Source organism: Blautia sp. HA9023 (genome assembly GCF_056504095.1).
In genome coordinates this window covers 1,177,576-1,199,701 of sequence record NZ_JBWLUR010000006.1, presented here as the reverse complement: position 1 = coordinate 1,199,701, position 22,126 = coordinate 1,177,576, and the positions used below count along the sequence as shown (strand labels likewise).

The 22,126-nt window shown below is 46.0% G+C and carries 17 protein-coding genes; 2 read left to right on the top strand and 15 right to left on the bottom strand.

All coding sequences use genetic code 11. The features are described from left to right. Positions 1-20: 20 nt before the first annotated feature. The gene (locus AC04Q6_RS09550; protein WP_119247959.1) at positions 21-1,376 is read right to left on the bottom strand and encodes an ABC transporter substrate-binding protein; all 1,356 of its coding nucleotides are present in this window, start codon (positions 1,374-1,376) and stop codon (positions 21-23) included. Positions 1,377-1,440: 64 nt separating this feature from the next. Next, positions 1,441-2,805, bottom strand: a complete 1,365-nt coding sequence (locus AC04Q6_RS09545) for an alpha-L-fucosidase (RefSeq protein WP_278278400.1) — start codon at positions 2,803-2,805, stop codon at positions 1,441-1,443. A gap of 243 nt (positions 2,806-3,048) precedes the next feature. Between AC04Q6_RS09545 and AC04Q6_RS09540 the strand changes: the two genes are divergently transcribed. Together AC04Q6_RS09540 and AC04Q6_RS09535 are read left to right on the top strand one after the other, a co-directional pair. Continuing rightward, positions 3,049-4,113, top strand: coding sequence for a LacI family DNA-binding transcriptional regulator (locus AC04Q6_RS09540; protein WP_118170024.1), 1,065 nt, complete (start codon positions 3,049-3,051; stop codon positions 4,111-4,113). A 3-nt stretch (positions 4,114-4,116) separates the two neighbouring features. Continuing rightward, positions 4,117-5,133, top strand: a complete 1,017-nt coding sequence (locus AC04Q6_RS09535) for a LacI family DNA-binding transcriptional regulator (RefSeq protein ID WP_118170026.1) — start codon at positions 4,117-4,119, stop codon at positions 5,131-5,133. A 185-nt stretch (positions 5,134-5,318) separates the two neighbouring features. Here AC04Q6_RS09535 and AC04Q6_RS09530 read toward each other — a convergent pair whose 3' ends face one another. The 13 genes from AC04Q6_RS09530 to trxB form a co-directional block, all read right to left on the bottom strand. Further along, positions 5,319-7,799 carry a transglutaminase domain-containing protein gene (locus tag AC04Q6_RS09530; protein ID WP_118170028.1) on the bottom strand — a complete coding sequence of 827 codons (2,481 nt, stop codon included), beginning with the start codon at positions 7,797-7,799 and terminating at the stop codon, positions 5,319-5,321. After that, positions 7,799-8,545: a copper homeostasis protein CutC gene (locus AC04Q6_RS09525; RefSeq protein WP_118170030.1), complete on the bottom strand. Its 747-nt coding sequence runs from the start codon at positions 8,543-8,545 to the stop codon at positions 7,799-7,801. The genes AC04Q6_RS09530 and AC04Q6_RS09525 overlap by 1 nt, the downstream gene beginning before the upstream one ends. Positions 8,546-8,573: 28 nt before the next feature. Beyond that, a complete protein-coding gene (locus AC04Q6_RS09520) occupies positions 8,574-9,335 on the bottom strand; it encodes a DeoR/GlpR family DNA-binding transcription regulator (protein ID WP_015525379.1) in 762 nt (253 codons plus the stop codon). Between the two features lie 429 nt (positions 9,336-9,764). Continuing rightward, the gene (locus AC04Q6_RS09515) at positions 9,765-11,078 is read right to left on the bottom strand and encodes a M28 family metallopeptidase (RefSeq protein ID WP_118170032.1); all 1,314 of its coding nucleotides are present in this window, start codon (positions 11,076-11,078) and stop codon (positions 9,765-9,767) included. Between the two features lie 309 nt (positions 11,079-11,387). Next, positions 11,388-12,077 (bottom strand): C40 family peptidase, encoded by a 690-nt coding sequence (locus tag AC04Q6_RS09510; protein ID WP_118062552.1) that lies wholly within the window; start codon positions 12,075-12,077, stop codon positions 11,388-11,390. A 956-nt stretch (positions 12,078-13,033) separates the two neighbouring features. Continuing rightward, positions 13,034-13,891, bottom strand: a complete 858-nt coding sequence (locus tag AC04Q6_RS09505) for a YitT family protein (RefSeq protein ID WP_119247958.1) — start codon at positions 13,889-13,891, stop codon at positions 13,034-13,036. A 178-nt stretch (positions 13,892-14,069) separates the two neighbouring features. After that, a complete protein-coding gene (locus AC04Q6_RS09500; RefSeq protein WP_119247957.1) occupies positions 14,070-14,912 on the bottom strand; it encodes a Cof-type HAD-IIB family hydrolase in 843 nt (280 codons plus the stop codon). Between the two features lie 159 nt (positions 14,913-15,071). After that, the gene (locus tag AC04Q6_RS09495; protein ID WP_119247956.1) at positions 15,072-16,751 is read right to left on the bottom strand and encodes a glycoside hydrolase family 13 protein; all 1,680 of its coding nucleotides are present in this window, start codon (positions 16,749-16,751) and stop codon (positions 15,072-15,074) included. Between the two features lie 199 nt (positions 16,752-16,950). Further along, positions 16,951-17,781, bottom strand: a complete 831-nt coding sequence (locus tag AC04Q6_RS09490; RefSeq protein ID WP_118062548.1) for a PTS system mannose/fructose/sorbose family transporter subunit IID — start codon at positions 17,779-17,781, stop codon at positions 16,951-16,953. Next, positions 17,778-18,593, bottom strand: coding sequence for a PTS mannose/fructose/sorbose/N-acetylgalactosamine transporter subunit IIC (locus AC04Q6_RS09485; RefSeq protein WP_118062547.1), 816 nt, complete (start codon positions 18,591-18,593; stop codon positions 17,778-17,780). The genes AC04Q6_RS09490 and AC04Q6_RS09485 overlap by 4 nt, the downstream gene beginning before the upstream one ends. A gap of 104 nt (positions 18,594-18,697) precedes the next feature. Continuing rightward, positions 18,698-19,720, bottom strand: a complete 1,023-nt coding sequence (locus AC04Q6_RS09480) for a PTS sugar transporter subunit IIB (protein WP_476389655.1) — start codon at positions 19,718-19,720, stop codon at positions 18,698-18,700. A gap of 243 nt (positions 19,721-19,963) precedes the next feature. After that, entirely contained in the window at positions 19,964-20,998 is a 1,035-nt protein-coding gene (locus AC04Q6_RS09475) for a LacI family DNA-binding transcriptional regulator (protein ID WP_118062545.1), read from the bottom strand. Next, positions 20,985-21,923, bottom strand: a complete 939-nt coding sequence (trxB, locus tag AC04Q6_RS09470) for a thioredoxin-disulfide reductase (protein ID WP_119247954.1) — start codon at positions 21,921-21,923, stop codon at positions 20,985-20,987. The genes AC04Q6_RS09475 and trxB overlap by 14 nt, the downstream gene beginning before the upstream one ends. Positions 21,924-22,126 lie beyond the last annotated feature (203 nt).

Sequence of the window (22,126 nt, the reverse complement as noted above, 5' to 3'; positions counted from 1 at the left end):
GCGTTCAGTCAAAATTCTCTTTATTCGTAAGCAGACATTTTGTCAACGATATCGTCTCCAACTTCCTGTGCACTTGCACCTGTTGCTAATGCCTGAAGAGAATTACGGATTGTATCCATAGCTGCTGTGTTTGTATCATATGTCGGAATCTCAAGTTTAGACTCTGTATTCTCAGCCATGATCGCATTTACATCATCAAGCAGATAGTTACCTGTATCGATCGTAACCTTCTCAGCATATGTTGTCGGGCTGGATTTGCACATTTCGTTGATGGAATCTACACTTGTAAGGTATTTGATGAATTTAACAGTTGCTGCGATTTCCTCATCGCTCTTGTTTAATGTAGTGATGTAGTATGTATCAGAACCGCCGCCCATCTCTACAGTCTTGTTTGCTTCGTCGATATAAGGAATTCTTGTAACACCGATCTTCTGAGCATCGAAGAGAGTTGTATCGGAGTCATTCTGGAAGTTACCGCAGTTCCATGTTCCGTCAACTGTAAATGCAGCTTTTCCTGCCTCGAACATATTTCTCTCTGTGTTGAAGTCTGTGCTGAGGATTCCGTCTCCCCAGTATCCTGCATCGATCATATCTTTCATCTTCTGATAGATTGCAACCATCTTCTCGCCGTTGTAAGCTTCTTTGTCGCTTGCAAGATCATCTGCGATGCTTGTTCCGTAAGCTTTCAGAGCAAGAGCACTCATCAGATGCTCGAAGTGATAGTTATCTTTGTCAGAGTAGTTGAATGGCTGGATTCCTGCATCTTTTAATTTCGCGCAGGCATCAACAAGATCATCCCAGGACTCCGGAACATCTACGCCAACCTGATCAAGGTAATCTTTGTTGTAGTAGAGGCAGAGCTGATAAGCGGACCACGGAATACCATAGGTTCCTTCAATGCCGTCAAACTGTGTTGTCTCCCATGCAAAATCCTGAACTCCCTCTTTCCATTCCGGATACTGTTCAAAGTATGGTGTCAGATCCAGTATATATCCTGCATCTACATACTCTCTTGTACGGCTTCCGCCATACTGAAGGAATGCGTTCGGTACATTACCGGAAGCAAAATCTGTTGTAAGCTTCTCTTCATAATCAGACTCCGTAGAAATACTCTCATCTGTTACATGGATCTTTCCTTCGTTCTCTTTGTTGAACTCATCAAGTGCTTTGTAATACCATTTAGCCTGTCCGTCTGTATCAGATCCGTTGTTAAATCTGAATGCTACACGAAGCTCAACGTTTTCAAAATCCATATTGTCTACATCGTAGTTTGTGTCACCTTTTGCAAATACGGTGCTTCCTGTTACGCCTACTGTTGACATTGCTGTTACACCGGCGAGACACAGTGTTGCAACTTTTTTCATTCGTTTCTTCATGAATAAATCCTCCCTTAATATGATTTTTTATTATATAGTTTTCCCATTGATGTTCATAAATTGATCAATCGATGATCGCCTCAAAAATCGGCTCTTCTTCCTCAAGCTCCAGGCATACACAGTAGTTCTTTGCCCCCTGAAGCTTCTCCGGAAGCTCTACCTCTATCATCGAGTTTCCTTCGCAGCACTTTAATGCGCGGCACGGAAGCTTTTCTCCTGTGCTTACCACATATGCGCCCTTTAACTGATTACCGATGTTCAAAAGCTCAACACGATATCTCGGTGCAAGTACGTGTACGTAAAGCTTATGTGGTTTCTTGGTAAATTCAATGCTTGGGATCTCATACGGATAGATACCAACATTCTTGGTTCCGTAAATTGCTTCTGCATTCTCAGTTACGTATTTACCAACCTCATTCATGACCTCGACACAAGCCTCCGGAACAGTTCCGTCTGCCATTGGCCCTACGTTCAGCAGGTAATTTCCGCCTCTGCCGACGATCTTGAGAAGAAGGTTCAGGATATCATCCGGATTCTTCCAGTTTGTATCGTATTTATTGTAACCCCATGTATCATTTACAGTTGCCGGCACTTCCCAGTCACCGTCGTATGGAAGACGTGGGATAAAGTTATCACCGGTGGTCATGTAATCACCCTTCTGATGTCCGATACGTCCGCTGATGATGCAGTCAGGCTTAATGCCCTTAACCCAGTCTCTTAATTCCTGAGCTTCGTCTGCGGTCATTCCCATCGGAGTATCAAACCAGATCAGGGAAATGTTATCGTAGTTCTCAAGAAGCTCTTTTAACTGAGGTTTACATTTTTCATCGAAGTATGTACGGAACTCAGGTTTCCACTCATTCTTGTCTTCGAAATCTTTCTTGTAGGCATTGTCATCATCCCAGTCCTGAGCCTGTGAATAATAGATACCCATTGTCATGTCATATTTCTTACAAGCATCGGAAAGCTCTCTTAAGATATCTCTTCCTGCAGCCTTCACTACATTAAAATCACTGACTTTGGAATCGTACATTGCGAATCCCTCGTGATGCTTGGAAGTAAGAACGATATATTTAACACCCCACTGTTCTTTCGCTCTTTTCACAAACATGTCCGCGTCAAATTTGTCCGGATGGAACTCATCTTTCAGCTTTCTGTAATCTTCCTTGTCAATGTTGAGATTGTTCTCGATCCACTCTGCGATACGGTCTGTCTTGGTGACCTCGCCGGTCTTCGGATCTTTCCACTCTCCTGCAAGGATGGAATAAAGTCCCCAATGGATGAATAATCCGTATTTGGCATCTTTATACCACTGCTGCTTTGTGTCTGCCATAACCTTCTCCTTGTTTCGTATAGCTGATTTTCTTGTTACGTAAAACGTTTCGTTTTTTGTTAAGACTATCTTACCGCATCCGAAGCAGCTTTTCAAGTAAAATCATAGGGCAAAAATCATTTTTCCTATTTTTTACAATTATTCCGTCTTGTTTTTGTGTACTTTTTCGTATCAGGTTTTGTTAAACGTTTCATTTTTATCAATTTTATGTACAATACGCTCGTTTTTTCTGATACTTTATGTGTAAAAAATGCCTTGTGTATTGAGGCATTTTCTTTTTCATGATATAATATGAAAATACTATATTATCTGTAAATGCATCAGAACCGGAGGCTTTACATGAACGTTACGATCAATGATATCGCCCGTGCGACAGGCCTGTCCACCGCAACGATCTCCAAATATATAAACCACAAAAAAATACGGGAAGAAAATCGTATCCTTATAGAAAAGGCAATTCAGGAGCTTGGATACACCCCAAACCGGAATGCCCAGCTTCTCCGTGCCAAAAACACACATACCATCGGTATCCTGATCTCAGATCTTGGTAATTATTTCTGGGGCGAGCTTGTCAATTCCATTATCAAGCATTTCACAGATCATGGCTATACCGTTATTGTCTGTTCTTTCTTTTTTGAACATCAGAAGGAGATCGATACGATACAGGATATTATCTCCCAGCACTTTGACGGAGTTATCATGCTCCCATCCTGCTGGCATGATGACCTGTACCAGCTTTTACAGAATGCTGGCATACCGGTTGTACTGCTCGATCAGATTCCTGCTTCCATGAGACATTTTCCTGTAGACTGTGTTATTTCTGATAATTACAAAGGCGGTGCACTGCTGGCAGAGCACCTTTTGGAAAAAGGCCACACAAAGGTCTGGATCATGGAACAGTATCTGGACGCCTACACCATCGAGCAGCGGATCCAGGGCTTTGTGGATGTATATCAGAAAAATGGCATTGACCTTCTGAAGCAGCAGGATTCTTTCCCCCCTGTTTCCTTTGGTTCCACTGCAGAAACGATAGCCCGGAGCAACCAACATTTCCAGAAGCTTATTGCTTCTTCCGATCCCCCTACTGCTGTTTTTTTTAACTGCTATCTCTCCGCAATGGGTGGTTTAAGCGCTGCCAGCCAGGCACGGATTTCCGTTCCTCAGGATATTTCCTTTGTGTGCTTTGATGATGATCCGCTTTTCAAGACCATGAGCGCGACTATGACCTGCGTCTCACAGGATCTGACAAGCATGGGGAAACATGCTGTGGAATTACTTTTAAAAAGGATCCATGGAGACTATACGGATTTTCCAAAAATAGACATGCTGGATGTTGTATTCCACCCGCGGCGCTCCGTAAAAGACCTGTCCGAACACAACAGTACAGCATCCGGAAAGGATTGATTTATGAGTGCAACCATCAAGGACATTGCCAGAGAAACCGGTCTGGCACTGGCCACCATTTCAAAATATATCAACGGCGGAACTGTACGGCCGCAAAACAAAAAGCAGATCGACGAAGCGATCCGGAAACTGAATTACGTTCCACGAAATACGGCCCGGGGACTTCGTTCCTCCAAGACTTACCGTATCGGTCTGGTATCCGGTCCTCCCAATACTCCGCATAATGCTTTTCTTCTGAGCAAAATAGAAAACACCATGCGCGCTCACGGTTATTCTCTCACATTTATGAGCGGCGACAAATATAAGGATCATGTCAATAAATTCGTCCCTCACATGCTCCGCTCTGGGATCGACGGCCTTATCATTACCTCTTTCAGTCTGAACCAGGACATCTGTTCTGCTGTGGAACACGCCAAAATCCCTGTTGTGGAGCTGGAAGAACACAGCCATTTCCACCGTACAGACTGTGTACAGACCAGCTGTACCTCCGGAGCCTACGAGATCGTGGAGCATCTGATAAAAATGGGGCATCAGAAGATCGCCCTTGTCACCGGTTCTCCTGCATCCTATACCGCATGCGAACGAAAAAAAGGATATCTCCGGGCACTGGAAGACTACGATATTCCTGTTAACCCCGATTATATCATCGCTGAAAATTACACAAACGACTTTGGATATCAGGCAATGCAGAAATTATGGAATCTTCCGGAACGTCCGACTGCCGTATTTTCTGCGAACTATACACTATGCCTCGGTATTTATGAAGCGATCTACAGCCTTGGCATCCGGATCCCGGAAGACCTGTCTGTTGTCTCCTTTGATGATTTTGAACTGTCCATGTTGCTTTCTCCTCAGCTGACCGCTGTCCGTCAGCCACTGAGCGGTCTGGCAGAGCAGGCCTGTGATCTGCTGCTTCGCAGAATGAACGGAGACTACAGTGATTTTCCAAGGACGATACGCCTGAAGCCTGAATGCATTTACCGGGATTCTGTGCGTGATCTCTTTTCTGATGCTAAGTAATGCAAAGCAACTTTTATTACGGCAATTTCGGGAAGCATAACAGGCATTTTCATTCCGATCTGCTCGCATATTCTGAGCATCTGAACCACTGCAATAATTTCACAGCTTTTACAGGGGGCACAGACCGTCACCGACACAGTCGATGATACGGCCTGTGTTCCTTCTGTATATATCCGTTATATCTGTCACAGCAGTCTCAGCAGCATATCTCCGGTTCCCACATTGTATCCGCTGGTTGCATAGATCCCATTCAGGCTTCCGTTTGTCACAATGATCAGCGGAAGCTTATCCGGATCTACGTACATTCTTCTTCCCAGTGTATTGATGATCTCTGAAAAATCATCATATAAGATCTGAACATTTCCAAGCTTACCCAGTGCTCTTGAAAGGGTAGGGGTCTCCAGCGCTTTTTTGCTTTTTACTACAAAAATGATCCTATTCGCATATCGGGAAAAAGCTTCTTCCTGCTCCATCATCTCATTTAAGATATGCTCCGTCGGTTCTTTCTCCTCTTCCAGAAACGCCAGGATATGCTTCCCATCTGCCGTCAGCTCCGATGCCTTCACAGTGCTTCCATCCTCTTTTCTGAGAGTAAATTCCGGTATAGAAATATTTTCCAGCATGTCTTCCAGGTTTGCATTCCGAAATGCCAGCTCCACCCTCTTCATTTCTCCGATCTGAACCTCAAAATAATATTCCGCTGCAAATATATTTCCATTTGGCAGTCTGTTTGAGGTAAGGATCCTGTAATTTCCCGCTTCCAATGGCAGCTTCATCACCTGATCTCTGAAATTTTCGGCTTCCAGCTTCAGTGTGATATATTTTCCGGCTTCCAGTTTTGCGATGCTCCAGTTCTGGAAATATTTCCACTGTGTATCCTCACTTGCCTTCAGAAGGATCGATGAGGTTTTCTCCGTTTCTGCAGATACCGGGATGGATTTTCCGTTTTTCATATACTCCATAGAACGGTCATGAGGGTTCAGGCGCGCCGGAATTCCCAGTGTTCTCGCCATTGCCACAAAAAGGATCTTCTTTGACAGAAGGCTTCCTGTTCCCGTTTTCAGGCATCCGGACGGCGTGGTGATCACACTGCTGCGTTCTTTCTCCGGGCTGGAAATGATCTTATCCTCTATCCACTTCCAGATCTTTGCCGGTTCCTTTTGCAGCATATTTTTTTCTTCTTCCGACAGCTGCTCAAGGATCGCTTTTCTGTATTTCTGCAAAACTTCATCGTCAACTCTCGGGTTCAGTACATATGGTACAAAAATATCTGCATCCATGTTTTTTTCATACGGTAATGCAAATTTCAGATGCTCCTCCAGAACCTGGCTGATACAGTCTGTTCTGTCTTTCTCTGTGAGGACTTCAAGGAGTTTTTTTCTTATTGGAGAATCTCCGGCTTCTTCCAGGAATTTCCGACACTCCGGATTGCTCAGGTTTCTTACCTTCTGTTCCCGGTAAGCGTTTGCCTCTGCCAGACGTCTGCTGCCTCTTTCCTTCTGCTCCGGTGTTGGCATATCTTTATTTACAGGTGCGTCATGAGGTGCGATCATATCGATCTCCGTCCACTCCTCATACAAAACACCCTTTTCCTTTCCTACAGGCATCAGACGGATCTCACAGCAGTCCTCTGTTTTTGTATCCATACTGCTTTCTGCATGCAGCCATTCTCCATCTGCATACATCCTTGCAGAAATATGGATACTTCCAAGTCCTGTTGTCAGACAGACTTTGCCCAGGCTGTCGGTTTTCAGTTCTGCAATCGGGGCATATTCCGAATAATTCAGCACCTCAAAAGAAACTTCTGCACCTTCTGCCGGTTTTCCATGTGAATCCTTTACGGACACAGTGATCTCTTTTGTCAGTGCATATCGTTTCAGCTCGTTGAGCATAGTCACCATACCATCTTTGCCGATCACTTCTCCCTCCGGGATCATGGTATCAAAAACTCTTGAATGGACCATCATGGCCCTTGAGGAAGCGTTGGTAAACCATCCCTTATTCAGGATCTCCTCCGGCTCACAGGCTCCCAGAAAATACCAGCTTCCATCGCACCAGATTTCCACCCAGGCATGATTGTCATCACAATGAGACCACTTTGGTGCATATACCTGACGGGCAGGTACACCAACACTTCTCAGTGCATTAACGGTAAATACAGATTCCTCTCCGCATCTTCCGTTTCCTCTGCGGTATACGGCAAGTGCAGACAGGGTACGGTCATCTGTACAATGATAGGTAGCCTCCTGTGCACACCAGTAGTTCACCTCCAGGGCAGCTTCCCGGAAGCTCATTCCCTCAGTTCTCTCTCCGATCTCCCTGCGGAAAAATGTACGGCAGGGTGCGATCTCCTCCTCATTTACTCTGTGAAACAGCACATAATTCAAAAAGATTTCCTCCGGCAGTTCTGCCACCCCGGAGTTTTCCTTCCATAAATATACGCCATTTTCCGCATAATCCAGAAATACTTCAAACGCGTAATTTCCGATATCACTGTACGGCATGAACGCATATAAATATTTGCACGCCAGAGCCACTTCGTCTGTGCATTCCGCAAGCTTTTTATCAATCTCCGCAAAAGCCTGCGGTAACTCCATCACCTGCTCCCGATATTTTTTTTCAATCCGATCACGGTTTTCTTTCAGAAAAATCTTACCCTCAGCCATTATAATTCCTCCAGAACTTTCTTTGCAGCACGGACATTTTCAATATCTGTACGCCATATCTCATATTCACTGAATGTCGGAAGTCCCATATTGACACCTTCCTTGCGAAACTGCATCGCACTATCCGTTACAACCTTGCCGCTCATATGATAAGCCTTGATCCCAGTAAGGGGATAAAGCTGGCGGATCACTTCCGCACCGACGCCACTCCCCGCCTGGATGGTAATACGCCCCCGGCTCCTGGTTTCCAGTTCCTTCAGAAGCTCCGCACCCTGAAGGCAGGTATTCTTCTGTCCGGAGGTAAGGATAGTATCGATTCCCAGCGAAATTGCCTGTTCCATAGCCTCGATCGGGTCTGCGCACACATCAAAAGCCCTGTGCAGCGTAACAGACATATCTCCCGCCGCATTCATCAGTTCTTGCATCTGTTCCATATTCAAGGTGCCATCCGGTTTCAGGATACCTACCACAACACCCTCCGCTCCCATTTTGCGGAAATCCTTTACCGCATTCCTTATCATGGAAAATTCCGCATCTGTATAACAGAAATCTCCAAACCGCGGACGGATCAACGCATGGATCCGGATATCCGAACGCTTCCTTATTTCCTCAAAAAGCCATGGGCCGGGAGTTGTTCCCCCGATGATCAGATTGCTGCAAAGCTCCAATCTGTCCGCACCACCCTCGGCTGCTGCCATGGCGGATTCCACAGAATCCACACAGGTTTCCAGAATATAGTCTTTCATGTAAAAAGCCCCCTTTGTTACTGTCTGCTCAGAGTAATTTCACTCCGGTATTCCTCAGTATGTTCACAATGGTATCATCCGGAAATTCATCGGTAATGATCCCGCTGATATCATCAAAATGTGTATATTTATAAGATTCGTTAAAATAAAACTTCTCTCTCTCCATAACCACATATTTATGTCTGCTGCTCTGCACTGCCGCCTTCTTGGTCAATCCATCCTCCACTCCGGATGTAGTAACTGCAAAATCTGTCATATCCACGCCACAGCTTCCCAAAAATGCCCGGTCAAAGCTGTACTGCTTGATCACCTCAATGGCCGCAGCTCCCATAAATCCATTCACCGAACGGTACATAGTTCCCCCTGTGCCTATGGCCGTGATGGACGGATTCGCAGCAAGGATCTGCAGGATATCGATCATATTGCTGACAACCACAACATGCATGCCCGACGAAGCGATAAGCCTTGCCAGCTCTATATTTGTAGTGGAAACATCCAGAAAGATCGTTTCGTTATTTTTGATCAGCTTAAAGGCTTTCGCAGCGATCACTTTCTTCTTATCAAGATTGTACATACGCCTGTCTACTACGTTTCTCTCCAGAGGATACTCCTGTGACAGGATCGCTCCGCCGTAAGTCCTCTTTAATCTGCCTGCATTTTCAAGGATCTTGAGATCCTTGCGGATACAGTCCTCCGTAACCTGAAACATCTCGCTTAATTCTTTGACCCTGACTTTTCCTTTTTCGCGGAGACATTTCTCTATTGCATTCTGTCGTTCTTCTGTAAACATGTTCCTATCTCCTCTTCCCTGATTTTTCTATAAATAATCATCTATAAAAGTTCCAGAAATCAATGCTCCGCAAAACAATATCCGGCGCATTGATCTCTGGAAAGTCTGTAATTTCAGTATAACAGTTCGGTATCTTACTGTCAATTATTTAGTATTATTTTTTATTGTTTTATCGTATTTTAACCAAATCAAGTAAGTTCCATGATTCAATTGCGAACATCCACTTGCCCCTGTTCCGGAAATCCCTTACAAAGCTGCAAATATCCCCCTGACTCAAAGCCACATGTTCTCTTGCGAAATTATAAAGGTCAATAAACATTGAAAATATTGAATAACTTATGGGGACTTGCCTGTACTCTTCCGAAACAGACAAGTCCCCACAGTTCCATAACAAATATCCAGTTATGAGCAGATAAAATCAGATTTTTACTATCTGCACATATATTCATCCAGCTCTCTGATAAATTTCCCCGGCATCTTTCTCTCAAATGGGAAAACCTCCGCATTCCCCAGTTCATCTGCAATACATCCCAAAAGGATCGCACTTCTCTCCAGCGACCAGGCAGACAGCAGATCAATGGTATCGTAACGGGTATGCATGCCAAAACCATCCCGGTTCAGAGTCATGGCCGGAATTCCCTTCCATGCAAAAGAATTGGAATCACTTCCCCAGATCTGATTCTTCACAGACGCTCCGATCCCTGCTCCGTCAGCGATCTCAAGAAGCTTATCACAAACAGAAGCCTCTCCCGTCACTCCCAGAACATTTCCTCCGATCAGCTGCCCGGCCAGATCTACATTCATATTAAAACGATGCGCTCCAAGCTCACTCTCATGAACTCTGATATAATCCCGGCTGCCCAGCAAGCCCTTCTCCTCAGCACCAAACCACACAAACTCCATAGTCCTGCGCGGTCTGTACTGCTGAAAATATCTGCAAAGCTCCATGATGATCGCCGCTCCGGCCATATTATCATAGGCCCCCGGTCCCTCCGGTACCGAATCATAATGCGCTGTAAGCGTTAAAATCTCATCTTTCTTATCCGTACCTTCAATCCTCGCCACTACATTTCGGGATGTACAGGCCGTCACTTCCTGTTCTACAGCCAGACAAACCACAGCTGCACCCTCCGTCACCAGCTCCACCGCATCTTTATAATGAAGATTCGCACCCGGGATCCTACCACTATATTTTTCCTGCATCTCGTGAATATCCTCTGAAGACTCCGACAATCCTTCTATCTCTCCTTCTGCATTTCCCGGAAAGATCATCGGCAGGCTACGCTGACAGGGCACCCTGTCCACTCCTTCATCCAGCGGAGAACCCTCCACACTGACAAAACCAACAGCCCCGGCGCTCACCAGTCTCTGATACACATCACCACTCACCCGGCCATTCACCATAACGATCTTACCCTTCGCCCGGGAAAGACTGACAGCATCTCCATTCTCCACATACAAAAAATCCGCTTTCAGACCTTCTGCCCCAGTATTTCCACATCTTCCATACCCGGTCACCACATACTCCTTCTGATAAGGCTCCACAACCTTAAGCACCGCCCTGTTGATCCGAAAACCCCAAAAAGAAAACTCCTCCATCCAATTCTTCACTCCGAAGCTGTCCAAAGTATCCCTGATCATCTTCGCCGCCTTCACTTCCCCAGCAGTACCCGCTTCTCTGACAAAATCAAACCCGGCCAGAAACTCCATCTGCCGCTTACCACTGATTTCCTTCGTATTCATACCCCACAACCTTTCTGAATTTTTCTGAGTAGTACAGCGAAAATTAAGTTTCTGCTATATTGACGCAGGATGATTTCTTCATCTGCAAGGCGGAGGAATGAGGCGTAGCGGTGGCTACGACGATTGACGACAACGCAGCAGATGAAAAATCAGACAAGTCAATATGGCGGTTACTTAATATTCGCTGTACCAGATTATACACTATTTTTCTGCAAAAAAACTGCCTGCAGCTATTTTTCAGCCTATCCGGCCAGAAAATCTCCTCAGACAGTTTATATTTCACATCTATAGATCAAACGTATCTTTATCTTACTTCACAAACGTACCAACCGCAGCCGGAGCCCGGTAATCATAGTCGGAAACCTTAATCCCTGTAGCTGCTGTACTGGCGTGAACGATCTTGCCATCACCAATATAAAGAGCCACATGATCAATACCACCATCACCATAAAAAACCAGATCACCAGCCTCAATATCCGAAACATCCTTCTTCTCGGAAGCCGCACACTGAGCTGCAGCAACACGAGGAAGCTCATACCCAAACTCCGCAAACACTGACATCACAAACCCCGAACAATCCGCCCCGTTAGTCAGACTCGTACCACCATAAACATAAGGATTCCCCACAAACTGCAGCGCAAAATCCACAATCCCCTGCCGCTTCTCCAGACGCGCAGCCTCAGCAGCCTTCCGCTCCTCTTCCGCCTTACGCGCAGCCTCAGCAGCCGCTTCAGCCTCAAGCCTCTCCTGCGCAATCACCTCAGCCTCAGCCTTCGCCTCCTGATACCCCTGAACCTCAGAAACCGTCTTATCCGCCAGAGCACTGGCAAAAGCAGAAATAGAATCCGCACCATCCGAAAAACCATCCTCAATGGAAAGCACCTCCACATCTCCATCAGACACAGCACTGACACCATCCACATCCGCAAAAACAACAGAAGGAACCACACCCACAAGAACAGCACTCAGAACAACAGCAGCAAATTTCTTATAAAACATAAACAATAAAACTCCTCTCAGAAAACCACGCAGCAACACAATCCATCCATTCAGACAGAGATTCACAATCCACTTCGCCACGCTCCTCGCTCACTAATTTGTTACAATTTTATTAATTTTGTTACGCAAGTGTGTATCCTACCATAAAAATCCCCACCTGTCAAACCCTTTCACAAAACCTTCACACACCAATCAGCCATCCAGCGCAGCGATGATGCCCCAGCCATCACCTTCAGGCCACAGGAAACTCAGCCTTTCCTCCCAGCCATCCAGCGCAGCGACGATGGCTCATCCCTCACCTTCAGGCCACAGGAAACTCAGCCTTTCCTCCCAGCCATCCAGCGCAGCGACGATGGCTCATCCCTCACCTTCAGGCCACAGGAAACTCAGCCTTTCCTCCCAGCCATCCAGCGCAGCGCTGATGGCTCATCCCTCACCTTCAGGCCACAGGAAACTCAGCCTTTCCTCCCAGCCATCCAGCGCAGCGCTGATGGCTCATCCAACTCCCGGGAATCCACTCAATCCTCCAGCCCTCATCAATCCCCACTTCCGCCAGTCGCCCCACACCCCCACCACTACCTCCCGCCCGGAACCGAACAGCCGGGGAGACGGGTGCCGGTTGGCTCCGGGCTTCGTCGGGGGCTGGCTTCTAGGCTGCCGGAATTCTGCTAAAACCGTTTTTAAAAAGTCCGAACTTGCGGCTTGCTGCCGCTCAGACAGCGGACTTTTTAAAAACAACGCAGATTTCCGCCAGCCAAGAATCAGCTCCCGTTCTGCAGAGTCGTAGCCAACCGGCACCCGTCTCCCCGGCGTCCGTCATCCGCCATCCGCCCTCCACCACAAAAAAGAGCGCCCCGCAGCCCATCTAGACCACAAAGAACGCTCTCCTAATTCCATCAGCTTACAATCATACACAATCACCTACGATCAGCATACAATAATCCCATACGATCGCATCAAATATAACTCATAAACCCCTTCCCAACAACCTCACTACTCTTAGTAACCATCAAAAACGCCTGCGGATCCACCTCATCAATAAACCTCTGCAGAAGCACCGCCTGTCTCACATCAACAACCGTCAGAATAATCTTCTTATCCTTATGCGAATAAACACCCTCCCCATGATAAACCGTAGCACTCCGACCCAACCCATTCATAATAAACTCACAGATCTCATCCGGCTTACTGGAAATGATCGTAAAATACTTATTCAGCTTCATCCTCTCAATAGACTTATCGATCATCAACGTCTTAGCCATAAGCCCCAGCACAGAACAAAGCCCCGTAGTAAGATCAAACACCATAAACGAAACAACAACGATCACACAATCCACTGCAAACAACGCACCCGAAATATTCATCGTAGAATACTTCTTAATGATCATCGCCACAATATCCGTGCCACCACCCGAAGCATTCTCAAAAAGCAGCAGCGCCGCAGCCAGCGCCGGCAAAATGATCGCAAAGCAAAGCTCCAGCATAATATTCCCCGTCAGCGCCCTGTCCATAGGAAAAACCTTCTCAAACACATTCAGAAGCAAAGAAGAAACAACCGTAACATAAGCCGTCTTCACTCCAAAATCTCTGCCAAGAATAACAAACCCGATCACCAGCAAAATAAGATTGATCACCAGGTTGATCTGCGCAGACGTCATCGGAATAAAATGCGAAAACACAACCGCCATACCCGAAACACCACCAAAGGAAAAATTATTCGGAAACTTAAACACATAAATCCCCACATCCATCAGAACAACAGCAAATGTGATAATGATATACTCCATCACACGCTTCGGTATCAGATTTTTCATTAAAAAATATCCTCCTGATCTCCTCAAAAAATTTTCACTGGGAACTACCGGTCAAAGCCGGCAATCCCCTCATCCTCTTCGTTTATCATACCTTATATCACCAAAAATGGAAATAAAAAAAGACAGAGAAAAATACATTTCCCTGTCCCTTATATCAACGATCACGATCAACCACAGCTTACAACCCGAAAAACCTCTCCAGAAATTCCGCCACACCATCATGATCGTTATCTCCGGTCACCTCATTCGCTGCATCCTTTACATACTGTTTGGAATTGCCCATAGCAACACCGATACCTGCCCCCTCCAGCATTTCCAGATCATTCTCATTATCTCCGAAAGCGATCACATGCATCCGGTCAATACCAAGCTTTGTGCGGAGCATGGCAAGACCCACACCCTTGTCCACACCTGCAGCATTAAACTCCGCATTGCCGCTGATGGAAGTGGTCACTGCCACATCATCCAGATCCTTCCATTTCTCACGAAGTGCCCTGCTGGTCTCCATATCATCAAAATAAATATTGATCTTCTCTGCCTGATCCAGAATATCTTTCTGATGATAAAAATCCTTAACATATACATGTCTGCTGAGGAAATAATCTACAAAAGTTTTTTCCAGCAGATCTTTATCCGCTACAGATGCCACATAATCTCTGGCATCCGCATCAGAATAGGCGATCCCATTTGCATAAGCCTCTGCGATCCAGCCTTTTGCGCCGCTGTTTTCCACATCCTTCAGGATTTTACTTACCATTCCTTTTGGCATGGTTTTTCGCCAGATCATCTCATTTTTATCGTAATCCCAGACAACACAGCCGTTTTCCACGATTCCCCATTTCACACCCCGGAGCACAGAAAACTCCTGAGGGATCAGCTCTCTGGTCCTTCCGGTTGCCGGTACCACATAATGTCCGTCATCGATCAGCCGCTGCAGAACATTTCTGTTCCTTTCAGAAATCTTATTCTCGCTGTTCAGAAGAGTTCCGTCCATATCCACTGCAATGATATATTTTTCCATAATTTCCTCCTGTTTGTCTTCTCCTCACAGGCAAAAAGCGTATCTGCACTGCACCCGGATATCCTTTGGCAGTACAGATACGCACAAATACTCATACCTGCTCTCTGTAAAGCGGAGTCTTTTCTTCCACTTTACTACTCATATACAACAGCTCAGGAATTACCGGATCCTCATCATAAACGCCTCGTACGGTCTTAAGTCCGCTTTGATCCCTGTTCTGTCCTTATAGTTTGCAATCTTAATATCCTCTTTATCGGACACATATTTCGCAAGACCTTCTGTACTTACCGTATCCTCAGAAAGGTTTGCCACCACGATCCACTGCTCTTTGTCGGAGGTTCTTAAATATGCAAAGACCTTCTCATCTTCCGGAAGAAGGAGCTGATAGTCACCTTCTGTGAGAAGCTCTTCCTCATGACGAAGACAGATCAGATCCTTATAATAATAAAACACGGAATCATTTTTTTCCAGAGCTTTTTTTACATTGATCTCCTGGTAACGATCAGAAAGGCGGAACCATGGCTTACCGGTCGTAAATCCTGCATTTTCGCTGTCATCCCACTGCATCGGAACCCTGGCATTGTCACGACTCTTGTTCCATACTGCCTTGCGGAAATCATCCTCAGAAATGGTTTTGTTCTTAACGACAAGATCCTGATATGCATTACGAACCTCGATATCCTCGTACTCCTCCAGCGGGAACTGCACGTTTGTCATACCGATCTCCTCTCCCTGATATACATAAGGAGTTCCCTGCATACCATGGAGAACGGTAGCATAAGCCTTTGCACATTCCTCGCGGTAAGTAGTGTCATTTCCCCATCTGGAGATCACACGTGGCTGGTCATGATTTTCAAAATACAGAGCATTCCAGCCCTTGTTATAAAGCTTGTTCTGCCACTCACTCATAACACGTTTCAGATCACGGAGATCAAAAGGCTTCAATTCCCACTTGCGGTTTACAGAGCCCGGAATACGGTCGATGTTCATATGCTCAAATGTGAAGATCATATTCAGCTCCTCACGCTCCGGATCTGTAAACAGTCTTGCAACCTCCGGTGTGGAGCCCGGCGCCTCACCTACCGTCATACAGTCATATTTTGAAAGCACCTCCCGGTTCATCTCATGGATAAACTCATGAAGTCTTGGTCCGTTGCTGTGATATTTTCCTGTATAATACTTGCGGTCATCAGTCTTCGGGTAATCCGGGAAGGACTGATCCTTGGAGATAGACGCGATCACATCCATGCGCCATCCATCAGCACCTTTATCCATCCAGAACTTCATCAGATCATAGATTTCCTTACGGACAGTTTCATTTTCCCAGTTGAGATCCGGCTGCTTTCTGCTGTAGAAATGAAGGTAATACTGGCCACGCTCTTCATCATATTCCCAGGCACTTCCACAGAAGCTGGAACCCCAGTTGTTCGGCTCACTGCCGTCTGCTTTCGGATCCTTCCAGATATAATAATCACTGTATTTGCTGTCTTTTGACTTCCGGCTTTCCACAAACCATGCATGCTCATCGGAAGTATGGTTGACAACAAGATCCAGAACGATCTTGATACCATGCTCATGAGCTTTTTGGATCAGCTCATCCATGTCCTCGTTACTTCCGAAACCTGCGTAGATCTTCCGGTAATCACTGATATCGTAACCGTTGTCGTCCTGTGGGGAGTCAAAAACAGGACTAAGCCAGATCACATCGATCCCAAGGTTCTGAAGGTAGGGGAGCTTTTCAATAATACCCCTGAGATCGCCGAAGCCATCTCCGTTGGAGTCCTTAAAGCTTCTTGGATAAATCTGATATACAACGGAATTCTTCCACCAATCTTTCATTTCTTATGTCTCCTTTATTTTGCATTGAGCAGATATTTATAATCCGTATTTGCTGCTTATTTATATCCGGTCAGGTGTTCTTCAACTGCCCTTTTTGCGGTCAGTTATTTCGATATAACTTTTTTTAGGCTTTTTTATAGGCGGACCCTATACGGCCCGCCTTTTCATAATTCTGATCTTTATTCCTTATCCTTAAGGCTTATGCAATTCCAAGAAGAGAGAGAAGGATGCTCAGGATGATAACACCAATGATCAGAACTGTGATGCTGATATTTTTCTTTTTCAGCAGATAGTAGCACAGAAGAGTCAGTCCAAGAGGAACGATGCCGACAAAGATCTGGTCCAGCATGTTCTGGAGATTCAGAACAGATTCACCCTTCATGGTGAGTTCATAAGTGGAATTAAAGGTTACCATGCTGGCAGTCATGCCGCCGACCATGATCAGACCTACAATGCTGGCAGCCTTTGTCAGGATGTTCATAAGACCGCTTGCATAAACCTTCTGGATGTATTCGGAACCAAGCTTGTATCCCAGGAAGGTTCCGTAATATTTCACAAGAATAGACGGAATATTGAAAAGAAGCAGGAACACGATCGGTGCCAGAACGTTTCCGGATGCACCAAGACCTACTGCGATTCCGGCTGCGATTACACGGAGAACTCCCCAGAAAATGGAATCACCGATACCTGCCAGAGGTCCCATCAGAGAGGATTTGACCGCGTTGATAGAGCTTGCGTCAAAATCTTTCTGCTCGCTGTTTTTCTTCTCCATGGATGCCACAAGGCCCATAATGAACGTGGAACAGGTGATGGTTGTATTGAAGTAGGACATACTTCTTGTGAGGGCAGCTTTTTTGCCTTCCTCATCGTTTTTGTAAAATTTGTTGATAAACGGCATCAGGGAATAACAGAAACCGGAAGCTCCCTGTTTTGCCGGGCTTACTGCCGCATACAGAGTGAAGGAACGCCAGAACGCTTTTCTCAGCATTTTTCTTTCATCTGCAGGAATGGATTTCGTTAAATTACTCATGAGAAAAATTCCTCCTCTTCTTCATCAAGATATTCGTCAGAACCACCGGCTGGTGAAGCTGCCACTCTCTGTGCCGCAAGCTGGTTCAGCTTGTAATCGTTCATACCAATGGAAATGGCAATGATCACACCGATCACGGCAAGGGCGATCAGCGGAAGCTTTAAGTATGCTGCAAGAACAAATCCCAGGAAATAAAACATACAGATCTTGTTGTCCCAGAGCATCTTCATCAGCATTGCCATACCTACTGCCGGAAGAAGTCCGCCGCAAACTGTCAGACCATTCATAACAACATCCGGGATGGCATCCAGAAGTGCGCTGACTGCGTCAGATCCGAACAGGATCCCGAAGAATGCAAACAGAGAATATAAAAACCAGTTTACAGCCCAGAGCCCATAGTGAAGAGCAACGATCTGTTTTTCTTTTCCTTCTGCTGCCAGGCGGTCAAAGGTTTTTGCAAACATACCTACAATAAAGATATAAAGAACTGTTTTGATCTGAAGACCAAGGATACCGATAGGAAGTGCCAGTGTCAGGGCAACCTCAGAGCCTTTGCCAAGCATGATGGCAAAAGCAGTTCCTACAGCTGTGGCGATTCCGGGCTCTGCCGCAGAAGCACCGCCGATATTTACAACTCCCATGAAAACAGCTTCCAATGAAGCTCCGATGATAACTCCTGTATGAAGATCTCCAAGCAACAGACCTACCAGCGGTCCGATGACGATCGGACGGTTCAGCATGGTAAATCCGATCAGCTCTGCACCGCCGACGCAGATAAATACGGCAAGTGCTACAAGAAATGCATTTAACATTTTTTCTTTCCTCCCTTTTTTGTGTTACGTCTTATTCATTCCGTGGACATTCATATTTCACGGTTTACATTCAGCACTGTTGCGCTCATTCTTTTTGATAGGTATCAGTTTAATTTGTCCAGCACATCCTTCACAAGCTTCTGCTCATCATTGGGAACCTGCTGCATACATGCCTTCGGGTCAAGAGCTACCAGCTCTTTTAATGCCTGCTGCTCTGCTTTTGTCAGCATGATCGTCGGGGTCAGGACAAGCTTCTCGGAAACATCGATCCCGTCAAAACGTCCTGTATTTCCTACATTGAGGAAGCCGATCTCACCAACGCTCTGTCTTATCTTCAGAGCATCCTTTACCGTTCTTGTAAGAACCAGGATACGCATCCTGGATGCCTTCGGGTTGTTTAAGATACGGATGGCTTCGTCCACCGGTTTGATCAGGGATTTGATTCCGCCAGGTACGGCCATTTTCAGCGCCATCTTCTGGGTATTGTCGTTGGCTGCCTCATCGTTGGCTACCACGATTCCCTGTACTGCCAGCTGTTTGGTCCAGGTCATGGCAACCTGTCCGTGGATCAGACGGTCATCTACACGAAGTGCGGTAATCTTTGCTGTGGAATTGTCGTAGGACTGCGGGGCCGGTTCTTTTTTCGGTGCGGATTTTTCTACATCCGGCGCGGCGGTCTGCGCTGTGATTTTTTCTCCCTGTGCAATGCTTTCTGCATCATGTTTTCCCGCTGTGGATTTCTTTCCACCGCCCAGGTCTACCACCTGAAGTTCCTCTCTGGCGTCATCGATGAACTCCTGGATCTCTTCCTCTGTTACATCGTCATCTGCCATCATCACCTGCATCAGGACAGGAAGGTTGGTTCCTGTGATCAGCGTAACATTTTCTTTCTGGCTGTATCCCAGAAGTTTCTGGTTTACGCTTCCTCCCATCAGGTCTGTGAAAACGAAAATCCTGTCGTTTTCATGCTGTGCGAAATATTCTTCAAACTTTTTCTCCACATTGTCTTCCGGTGTTACGTAAGCGTCGATGGTTGTGATCTCGGCCATTTTTCCAACGATCAGTTCTGCTGTGTAACGGATACCGGAGGCCATTTTTCCATGTGTGGCGATCAGAATCTGTTTCATCTGGTATTCACTCCTTCTGTACTCTTTCCCTTTGGTTATATACCTAACCTTTATGCTCACACTATAGCATCAAAGCCAGGCTGTGTAAATAGGTTATGTACATAACCTATTATTGTGACAAGTTGGAAATTATGGTTTTGTGCAGGTTTCACATAGAAAATTTTACCAAAAAAGCCGAAAATACTCTGGCTGTCAGATACTGACAGTTCCCGTATGTTTCGGCTTTTGACATTTTTATTCTGTTTAATTCTCATCCTGCGGCTGTACCGACTTCCTGGGGATCAGGGTGACCGGAAGTTCGATCTCATTCTCACGCTCTTTCTCCACACCGTTGATCCGCTCCATCAGGATCTCTACGGCAAGGGAAGCTTTCTGCTCCACATTCTGGCTGATCGTAGTAAGCCTTGGCACGGAAAATTCCGCATAGCTGATATTATCGTATCCCGCGATTCCGATTTCCTCCGGGATCTTTACTCCACGGATGCTGAAAAAGCTGATTGCCTCCAGTGCATAAAGGTCTGACAGGAAAAACAGCGCAGTCTTCGGTTTTTTCCGCTGGATCAGCCACGCATAGCTTTCTTTTCGTTTGGCGTAGTTCATTCCAAGAGCGGTAAACTGCACCTTCTGTTTTTTTCCCGCAAATTCTTTTGCTGCGCGCTGGGCACCCATGTAACGGAAATGATCCACACCATTGTCACGGCCTGCACAGACCTGGATATGCTCATAGCCACATTCCAGGAGATATTTTGTCATAAGGTAGCCGCCGCTCTCGTCATCCAGTCCAATATTCAGGACATGGTTTTCCTGGCCTGCATCAAGCTCGCCGTAGGCATCAATGGAAACGATGGGCTTGTTGATCAGCTGATAGATTTTTTCGCAGTTGCTTTTGCTGAAAGAGATAGCAATGACGCCGTCCACATCCCAGCCCATGACCATCTGAAAGATCTTGTCCGTATCCTTTGCCGAATAGAGCATCAGATAGTATCCAAGTTCCTGCACGTATTTTTCAATAAAACCAATGATCTTTCCATAAAAAGGATCTCCGATAACAGAATCCTTGAAGTCTTTATGATAATTGATCACAACTGCGATCAGCTGAGACTTCTCCTTATTGAGAACTCTCAGTCCCATTTTCTGGACATAGCCCATTTCCCGGATAAGATTCTCGATCTTCTCAATGTTGGCAGGAGATACTTTTTTTGTTTTTCCATGTATGACGTTGGAAACAGTTGTTGTACTTACACCTGCTCTCTGCGCGATTTCCTTAATGGTTGCCATTGTCTGTCCTCCAGAGATATTTCTGTGCGGAAGCCACTGCATTGGCTCCGTCTGAAACAGCAGTTACTACCTGGCGAAGTGCCTTGGTTCGGATATCTCCCGCTGCAAAAACCCCAGGTGCGCTAGTAACACCTTCTTCTCCTGCACAGATATATCCGTTCTCATCCAGCTTAAGCTGGTCTTTTACAAGTGCCGTACTGGGAACAATGCCCACTGCGATAAAGACACCGTCTGCTTTCAGTTCCCGTTCTTCCCCGGTTTTTACATTACGGATCTTAAGACCTGTCACTTCTTCCTGGCCCAAAATCTCAAGTGGAACACTGTCCCACACCATTTCTATATTTTCGCAGGCAAAAACCTTTTCCTGAAGGGCCTTATCCGCCCGAAGCGCATCACGTCGGTGGACAAGATATACTTTTTCACAGAGACCGGAAAGAAAAACCGCGTCCTCTGCTGCCACGTTTCCGCCGCCCACTACCACTGCAGTTTTGTCCTTATAAAAAGCTCCGTCACAGGTAGCGCAGTAGGAAACTCCAAGGCCGCCAAGATCATCTTCTCCCGGGATATCCAGCTTCCGGTGCTCTGCCCCAAATGCAAGGATCAGCGTTTTTGCCTGGTATTCGTGTTTTTTTGTACGGATCGTCTTGACCTCCCCGGAAATATTTTCCAGGGAAAGAATCTTCTCGCGCTGCGGTTCCAGTCCCAGTTTCCGTGCATGCTCCCCGAACGCTTCCCCCAGATCCATACCTGAGATTCCCGGCATTCCCGGATAATTATCCACCTCATAGGTAGCTGTGATCTGACCGCCCGGTGCGAAATTTTTATCGATCCATATGGTATTTAATCGGGCCCTTGACGCATAGATCGCCGCCGTGATCCCTGCCGGACCTCCGCCTAAAATTGCAAGATCATAGATATCGCTCATGTTATTTCTCCATTTTCAGGTCGAACGGATAATACAACACCATCCTCCGCAACATTTCGGAAAGTAGCATCATTCTTCATGCACTTATAACTGAGGAATCTTGTCTGTGCTCATGATCCGCTGACACTTTATGATTTTATACGGAATAGCCATTCCATAGTTTCCATTTTTGTATATTTCCGCTCACATAATATCATAGATTC

Excerpts from the sequence above, each read along its gene's own strand:
- AC04Q6_RS09505 (WP_119247958.1), bottom strand. The coding sequence starts at position 13,891 with ATGAAAAATCTGATACCGAAGCGTGTGATGGAGTATATCATTATCACA.
- AC04Q6_RS09525 (WP_118170030.1), bottom strand. The coding sequence starts at position 8,545 with ATGAAAGACTATATTCTGGAAACCTGTGTGGATTCTGTGGAATCCGCC.
- AC04Q6_RS09550 (WP_119247959.1), bottom strand. The coding sequence starts at position 1,376 with ATGAAGAAACGAATGAAAAAAGTTGCAACACTGTGTCTCGCCGGTGTA.
- AC04Q6_RS09490 (WP_118062548.1), bottom strand. The coding sequence starts at position 17,781 with ATGAGTAATTTAACGAAATCCATTCCTGCAGATGAAAGAAAAATGCTG.
- AC04Q6_RS09480 (WP_476389655.1), bottom strand. The coding sequence starts at position 19,720 with ATGAAACAGATTCTGATCGCCACACATGGAAAAATGGCCTCCGGTATC.
- AC04Q6_RS09475 (WP_118062545.1), bottom strand. The coding sequence starts at position 20,998 with ATGGCAACCATTAAGGAAATCGCGCAGAGAGCAGGTGTAAGTACAACA.
- AC04Q6_RS09485 (WP_118062547.1), bottom strand. The coding sequence starts at position 18,593 with ATGTTAAATGCATTTCTTGTAGCACTTGCCGTATTTATCTGCGTCGGC.
- AC04Q6_RS09515 (WP_118170032.1), bottom strand. The coding sequence starts at position 11,078 with ATGAATACGAAGGAAATCAGTGGTAAGCGGCAGATGGAGTTTCTGGCC.
- AC04Q6_RS09495 (WP_119247956.1), bottom strand. The coding sequence starts at position 16,751 with ATGAAAGATTGGTGGAAGAATTCCGTTGTATATCAGATTTATCCAAGA.
- AC04Q6_RS09530 (WP_118170028.1), bottom strand. The coding sequence starts at position 7,799 with ATGGCTGAGGGTAAGATTTTTCTGAAAGAAAACCGTGATCGGATTGAA.
- AC04Q6_RS09500 (WP_119247957.1), bottom strand. The coding sequence starts at position 14,912 with ATGGAAAAATATATCATTGCAGTGGATATGGACGGAACTCTTCTGAAC.
- AC04Q6_RS09510 (WP_118062552.1), bottom strand. The coding sequence starts at position 12,077 with ATGTTTTATAAGAAATTTGCTGCTGTTGTTCTGAGTGCTGTTCTTGTG.
- AC04Q6_RS09535 (WP_118170026.1), top strand. The coding sequence starts at position 4,117 with ATGAGTGCAACCATCAAGGACATTGCCAGAGAAACCGGTCTGGCACTG.
- trxB (WP_119247954.1), bottom strand. The coding sequence starts at position 21,923 with ATGAGCGATATCTATGATCTTGCAATTTTAGGCGGAGGTCCGGCAGGG.
- AC04Q6_RS09520 (WP_015525379.1), bottom strand. The coding sequence starts at position 9,335 with ATGTTTACAGAAGAACGACAGAATGCAATAGAGAAATGTCTCCGCGAA.
- AC04Q6_RS09540 (WP_118170024.1), top strand. The coding sequence starts at position 3,049 with ATGAACGTTACGATCAATGATATCGCCCGTGCGACAGGCCTGTCCACC.